This window comes from Novosphingobium sp. CF614 (assembly GCF_900113255.1).
GTDB lineage: Bacteria > Pseudomonadota > Alphaproteobacteria > Sphingomonadales > Sphingomonadaceae > Novosphingobium.
Genome location: NZ_FOOR01000022.1, coordinates 37,643 through 43,733, shown reverse-complemented (window position 1 = coordinate 43,733; position 6,091 = coordinate 37,643). Strand labels below are relative to the sequence as shown.

Annotated in this window: 3 protein-coding genes; 2 read left to right on the top strand and 1 reads right to left on the bottom strand. The window is 67.2% G+C overall.

Annotated elements, in window-relative coordinates:
- Positions 1-186: 186 nt before the first annotated feature.
- Positions 187-2,313 (bottom strand): ATP-dependent DNA helicase RecG, encoded by a 2,127-nt coding sequence (recG, locus tag BM052_RS16650; protein WP_091148707.1) that lies wholly within the window; start codon positions 2,311-2,313, stop codon positions 187-189.
- Between recG and BM052_RS16645 the strand changes: the two genes are divergently transcribed.
- Positions 2,312-2,581, top strand: a complete 270-nt coding sequence (locus BM052_RS16645; RefSeq protein ID WP_091148705.1) for an FAD assembly factor SdhE — start codon at positions 2,312-2,314, stop codon at positions 2,579-2,581. The genes recG and BM052_RS16645 overlap by 2 nt on opposite strands.
- A 2-nt stretch (positions 2,582-2,583) precedes the next feature.
- Positions 2,584-6,069 (top strand): transcription-repair coupling factor, encoded by a 3,486-nt coding sequence (gene mfd / locus BM052_RS16640; protein WP_091148704.1) that lies wholly within the window; start codon positions 2,584-2,586, stop codon positions 6,067-6,069.
- Positions 6,070-6,091 lie beyond the last annotated feature (22 nt).

Below are 6,091 nucleotides of genomic sequence, written 5' to 3'. Positions count from 1 at the left end.
GGCGGCTCACGAAAGCAAATGTCGCGATGGGTTCCCGGATACGTCAAACTATGATGGTCTCCCCGGCATAGCCGGGGGATTACCTTTGGGATTTAATATAAATGTGAGCTCGGGCCCTGATCGCAAGCGTGCGATCGAAACCGCTGATCGCCTTGCGTATTCGTGCTGGTCACGCAAGCCACACCTTTACCCGCCTCGCAGCAACTGCACGCCCCAGTCCCGCTCGAAAAGATAGAGCAGCAGCCGCGCCGCCGTTCCGCGTGGGCCGGCGAGGCCGCCGTCGCGTTCGATCAGCAGCCGGGCGTCATCGTGGGCGAGCGGCAGCAGTTTCTGGATCTGCTCCAGGCTGGCGATGCGGAACGGCGTGTCGCCGGACTGGCGCGTGCCGAGCAGTTCGCCGCCACCGCGCAGTTCCAGATCTTCCTCGGCCAGCCTGAAACCGTCCTGAGTCTCGCGCATCAGGGCCAGGCGCTGGCGCGCGGTTTCGGATAGTGCGGGACCGCGCAGCAGCAGGCAGGTCGACTTCGCGCTGCCGCGCCCGACCCGGCCGCGCAGCTGGTGCAGCTGGGCGAGGCCGAAGCGCTCGGCCTGCTCGATGACCATCAGCGTCGCGTTAGGAACATCGACACCCACCTCGATCACGGTGGTGGCGACCAGCAGCTTTGCCTGACCGGCGGCGAAACGCTCCATCGCGGCGTCCTTCGCCTCGGGCCGCAGCTGACCGTGGACAAGCGCGACATCCTGGCCGAAGCGTTCCTTCAGCGCCGCATAGCGGGCCTCGGCGGCGGCAAGATCGTCGCTCTCGCTCTCGCGCACCATCGGGCAGACCCAGTATGCCTGCTGCCCCGCCTCGATGTGGCGGGCGAGAGCGCCGACGACATCGCCCATGCGCTCGACCGAGACCACGCGTGTGTCGATCGCCTGCCTGCCAGGCGGCAGCTCGTCAAGCCGCGAGACGTCCATCTCGCCGTACTGCGCCAGCGTCAGCGTGCGCGGGATGGGCGTTGCCGTCATCGCCAGCGTATGCGGTGCGCGGCGCCCCTTGCGCGCCAGCATCAGCCGCTGGCCCACGCCGAAGCGATGCTGTTCGTCGATCACCACCAGCGCGAGGTTCCTGTAGGCCACGCTATCCTGAAAGATCGCGTGGGTGCCCACCACGATGTCGATCGAGCCGTCGACAAGGCCCATCAGGATCGATTCGCGCGCCCTGCCCTTGTCTCGTCCGGTCAGCAGCGCGATCTCGGCGCCGGTCCCCTGCGCGATGCGAGAGAGCGTCTCGAAATGCTGGCGGGCCAGGATCTCCGTCGGTGCCAGCAGCGCCGCCTGCGCGCCGGCTTCGACGGCGATCATCATCGTCGACAGCGCCACCACCGTCTTTCCCGAACCGACATCGCCCTGCAGCAGCCGCAGCATCGGCGCGGCTTGCGCCATGTCCCCCTCGATCTCGCCGATCGAACGCTTCTGCGCGCCGGTGAGATCGAAAGGCAGCCGCAGCTTCGCCCGCAGCGAACCGTCACCGGAGAGCGGAGTGCCGCGCTGCGAGCGGTTGCTCTCGCGCACCAGCATCAACGCCAGCGCGTTGGCGAGCAACTCGTCGTAGGCGAGCCGATCGCGCGCGGCCGCATGCGTGCCCTTGTGCGCCTCACGCAAGGCCTCGCGCCAGTCCGGCCACTTCATGCGCGCGAGCAGGCCTGGTTCGATCCACTCGGGAAGTTCGGGCAATGCCTTGAGCGCCTGCTGCACCAGCGCGGCGACGCGGCCCTGGGTCAGGCCCTCCGACAGCGGATAGACCGCCTCGCGCAGCTGCCCGAGCGGGGTGGAGGCGTCTTCCGAGACATGCTCGGGATGTACGATCTGGAGCATCTGCCCGTACTGGTCGAGCCGTCCGGCGATCCAGCGGCGCTCGCCTGCCGGAAGCTGCTTCTTCGCGGTGTAGGACGCCCGGCCGAAGTAAGTCAGGGTGCAGTAATTGCCGATCGCATCCTCGGTCACGACGCGGAACGGGCCGCGTCCGGAAGAAGCGCGATGCTCGCGCACCGTCAGCGCCACGATGATGTTCTCGCCCACGCTCGCTTCGTCCAGGTTGGCGACGGCGCGCCGTTCCACGAAGCGGTCCGGCAAGTGATAGGCGAGATCCTTGATCCGCGCGAGGCCGAGCTTTTCCAGCGGCCGGCGCAGTTTCGGCCCGACACCGTCGAGCGCGTCGATTTCCACGAACAGCGAATTGAGCGCATCGGGCCGCATGGTGAGGCTCTTAGCGCGCTCGGCGGCGGCTTGCCATGCCGCGCGTGCTGGCTTACCGCGCGCGGCCATGTCCGAACTCCCTCCCCGCCTCGCCCGCCTCAAGTTCCGCGCCTGGCATCGCGGCACGCGGGAGGCCGACTATATGATCGGCTGCTTCTTCGACCGCTTCCACCAAGCCTGGTCCGAAGAGGACATCCGCTGGTTCGAGGACTTGCTGGAGGAGGAGGACGTTGATGTCATGGCCTGGGCGCTGGGCACCCAGATCGTGCCGGAACGCTTCCAGGGTGCCCTGATGGAGCGGATGAAATTGCTGGATTACGTGGAGATTCCGCGTTGACGATGTCCTTCGTCCCAAACGCCATCCAACGCATCCTTTCCGCCAGGACGCCGGTGACACTGGCTTCGGTGGCACGCGGCAGCCAGCCGCTGGTCATGGCCGATCTTGCCCGCGCGGCGAAAGGCCGCGCCGTCTTCATCGCCGACAACGACGCCGCGATGAGCGCGATCGCCGAGGCGGCCCGGTTCTTCGCGCCCGAACTCGACGTGATCGAATTCCCGGCGTGGGACTGCCTGCCCTATGACCGCGCGAGCCCGGCGCTGTCGGTCAGCGCCCAGCGGCTCGCCGCGCTGTACCGGCTGCAAGCGAAGCGAAGCGGCCCGCAACTGCTCGTCACCACCGCGAACGCGATTCTTCAGCGCGTCCTGACGCCGTTTCGCATCCGCGAATCGGTGCGCAGCATCAAGCCGGGCATGGAGATCGGCCACGAAAGCCTGATCGCCCTGCTGCGCCGCCAGGGCTACCAGCGCAGCGATACCGCCATCGATGCCGGCGAATTCGCGGTGCGCGGTTCGATCTTCGATATCGTGCCTTCCGGCCTCGACGCGGGCCTGCGGCTCGATTTCTTCGGAGACGAACTGGAAACGCTGCGCCTGTTCGACACCGGCACCCAGCGTTCGACCGGCACGATTCCCGAGCACCTGCTGCTGCCCGCCAGCGAGGCCCTGCTCGACGAGGAAACGGTCAAGCGCTTCCGGGGCCGCTACCGCGAGATATTCGGTGCAGGCGCCACCGCCGATCCGATCTATCAGGCGGTCAGCGACGGGCGGCGCCTTGCCGGCATGGAACACTGGCTGCCCTTGTTCGAGGAACGGCTGGTCACCCTGTTCGATCACCTTGCCAAGGACGATCTTCTCATTGCGGACACATCCGCCATCGGCGCGGCGCAGGAACGGCTCGGCGATATTGCCGACTACCACAAGGCGCGCGTCGAGACTTCCGGTCAGAAGGCCGGCAGCTACCGCCCGCTCGCCGTCGATGCCCTGTATCTCGGCGACCAGGAGTTCGAGCGGACGCTGGCCAGCTTCCCGGTCCACCGCGCCGATCCCTTCGCCCAGCCGGAGAGCGCCAAGGTCATCGACTTCGGCTTCGCCAATGGCCGCGATTTCGCGCCGGAACGCGCCCGCGGCGACAATGCCTACGAAGCCGCCGCCAAGCACCTCCACGCGATCGGCAAGGGCGGACGCAAACCGATCCTCGCCGCTTATTCCGTCGGTAGCCGCGCCCGGCTCGTCTCGATCCTGGGGGAAGCGAAAGGACCCGAACCCCGCCTGGCCGATACCTGGCAGGAAGCGCTTGGCCTGGCCGTGCAGGGACGCTCCGCCGCGCTGGTATTGCCGCTCGAAACCGGTTTCGCGAACGACGCGATAGAGGTTCTTACCGAGCAGGACATTCTCGGCGACCGTCTCGTGCGCCGCAAGAAGCGCAAGAAGGATTCCGACGCCTTCCTTGCCGAACTGGCGGCGCTGACCCCGGGCGACCTGATCGTCCACATGGATCACGGCATCGGTCGCTACGAAGGCTTGCAGTCGATCCCGGTCGGCCAGTCGCCGCACGACTGCGTGATGCTGACATACGCGGGCGGCGACAAGCTCTACATCCCGGTCGAGAACCTCGACGTCCTCTCGCGCTATGGCTCCGAGAGCGAGGGCGTGGCGCTCGACAAGCTGGGCGGCGAGGCCTGGCAGAAGCGCCGCGCCCGCCTCAAGGAGCGCATCAACGAAATCGCCGGCGAGTTGATGAAGACCGCCGCCGCGCGCGCCTTGCGCCAGGCCCCGGTGCTGCTGCCCGAAAGTTCGGCCTATGACCAGTTCGTCGACCGTTTCCCCTGGCAAGAAACCGAGGACCAGGAAGCGGCCATTTCCGATGTGCTGGGCGACTTGTCCGAAGGCAAGCCGATGGACCGCCTGGTCTGCGGCGATGTCGGCTTCGGCAAGACCGAAGTGGCGCTGCGCGCCGCCTTCGTCGCCGCCATGGCCGGACAGCAGGTCGCCGTGGTCGCGCCGACCACCCTGCTCGCCCGCCAGCACTACGCCGGTTTCGCCGAGCGGTTCGCCAGCTTCCCGCTCAACGTCGGCCGGCTCTCGCGCCTCGTCCCCGAAAAGGAAGCCAGGGCCACGCGCGACGGCCTTGCCAGCGGCACCGTCGACGTGGTCTGCGGCACCCACGCGATCCTGGCCAAGAGCGTCAGCTTCAAGCGCCTCGGGCTCGTCATCGTCGACGAGGAGCAGCGCTTCGGCGTCAACCACAAGGAACGGCTCAAGCAGCTTCGCGCCGACGTCCACGTCCTGACGCTCACGGCCACGCCGATCCCGCGCACCCTGCAAATGGCGATGTCGGGGCTGCGCGAACTGTCGACCATCCAGACCCCGCCGGTAGACCGCCTGGCCGTCCGCACTTACGTGATGGAATGGGACGACATGGTCATGCGCGAGGCCCTGCTGCGCGAGCACCATCGCGGCGGCCAGAGCTTCATCGTCGTGCCCCGCATCGCCGACATGCCCGACGTCGAACAGTGGCTCCACAAGCACGTGCCCGAAGTGAAGGTCATCACCGCGCACGGCCAGATGGGCGCCGGCGAAGTGGAAGAGCGGATGAGCGCCTTCTACGAAGGCCGGTACGAAGTCCTGCTTTCAACCACGATCGTCGAATCCGGCCTGGACATCCCGCGCGCCAACACGATCATCATCCACCGCGCGGACCGCTTCGGCCTGGCCCAGCTCTACCAGCTGCGCGGCCGCGTCGGTCGCGCCAAGCTGCGCGCCTATGCCTATCTGACGACGCCGGCCAACACCCAGCTTTCCGAAGTCGCGGAGAAGCGGCTCAAGGTGCTGGGCGATCTCGATTCGCTGGGCGCGGGGTTCCAGCTCGCCAGCCACGACCTCGACATTCGCGGCGCGGGCAACCTCCTGGGCGACGAGCAGTCCGGCCATATCCGCGAAGTCGGCTTCGAACTCTACCAGTCGATGCTGGAAGACGCGATCATGGCCGCGCGCGCCGGCGGTGTCGGCCTGGAGAAGAACACCTCGGGCCTTTCCCCGCAGATCACGGTCGAGGCTCCGATCATGATCCCCGAGGAATACGTGCCCGACCTCGCGGTGCGCATGGCGCTCTATCGCCGCCTCAACGACGCCGACAGCCAGGCGGAGATAGAATCGCTATCGGCAGAGATGATCGATCGCTTCGGCCCCCTGCCCGACGCAACCGCCAATCTCGTCAGGCTTATCGAGATCAAGCGCCAGGCGATCGAGGCGCATATCGCCAAGATCGACGTCGGCCCGCGCGGCGCGCTGGTCAGCTTCCACAACGACAGTTTCCCCAATCCCATGGGCCTCATCGCCTATGCCGAGCGGTTGCAGGGCACCGTCAAGCTGCGTCCCGACAACAAGCTGGTCCTGACCCGCGCCTGGGGCGACCCCAAGAGCCGCCTCAACGGCCTGTTCCAGCTGACCAAGGGGCTATCGGTTGTGGCGCGCAAGGCCAGCTGATAGACGACGGAAAAGGTCAAGG

Coding starts and splice junctions, on each gene's coding strand:
- BM052_RS16645 (WP_091148705.1), top strand. CDS start 2,312: ATGTCCGAACTCCCTCCCCGCCTCGCCCGCCTCAAGTTCCGCGCCTGG.
- mfd (WP_091148704.1), top strand. CDS start 2,584: ATGTCCTTCGTCCCAAACGCCATCCAACGCATCCTTTCCGCCAGGACG.
- recG (WP_091148707.1), bottom strand. CDS start 2,313: ATGGCCGCGCGCGGTAAGCCAGCACGCGCGGCATGGCAAGCCGCCGCC.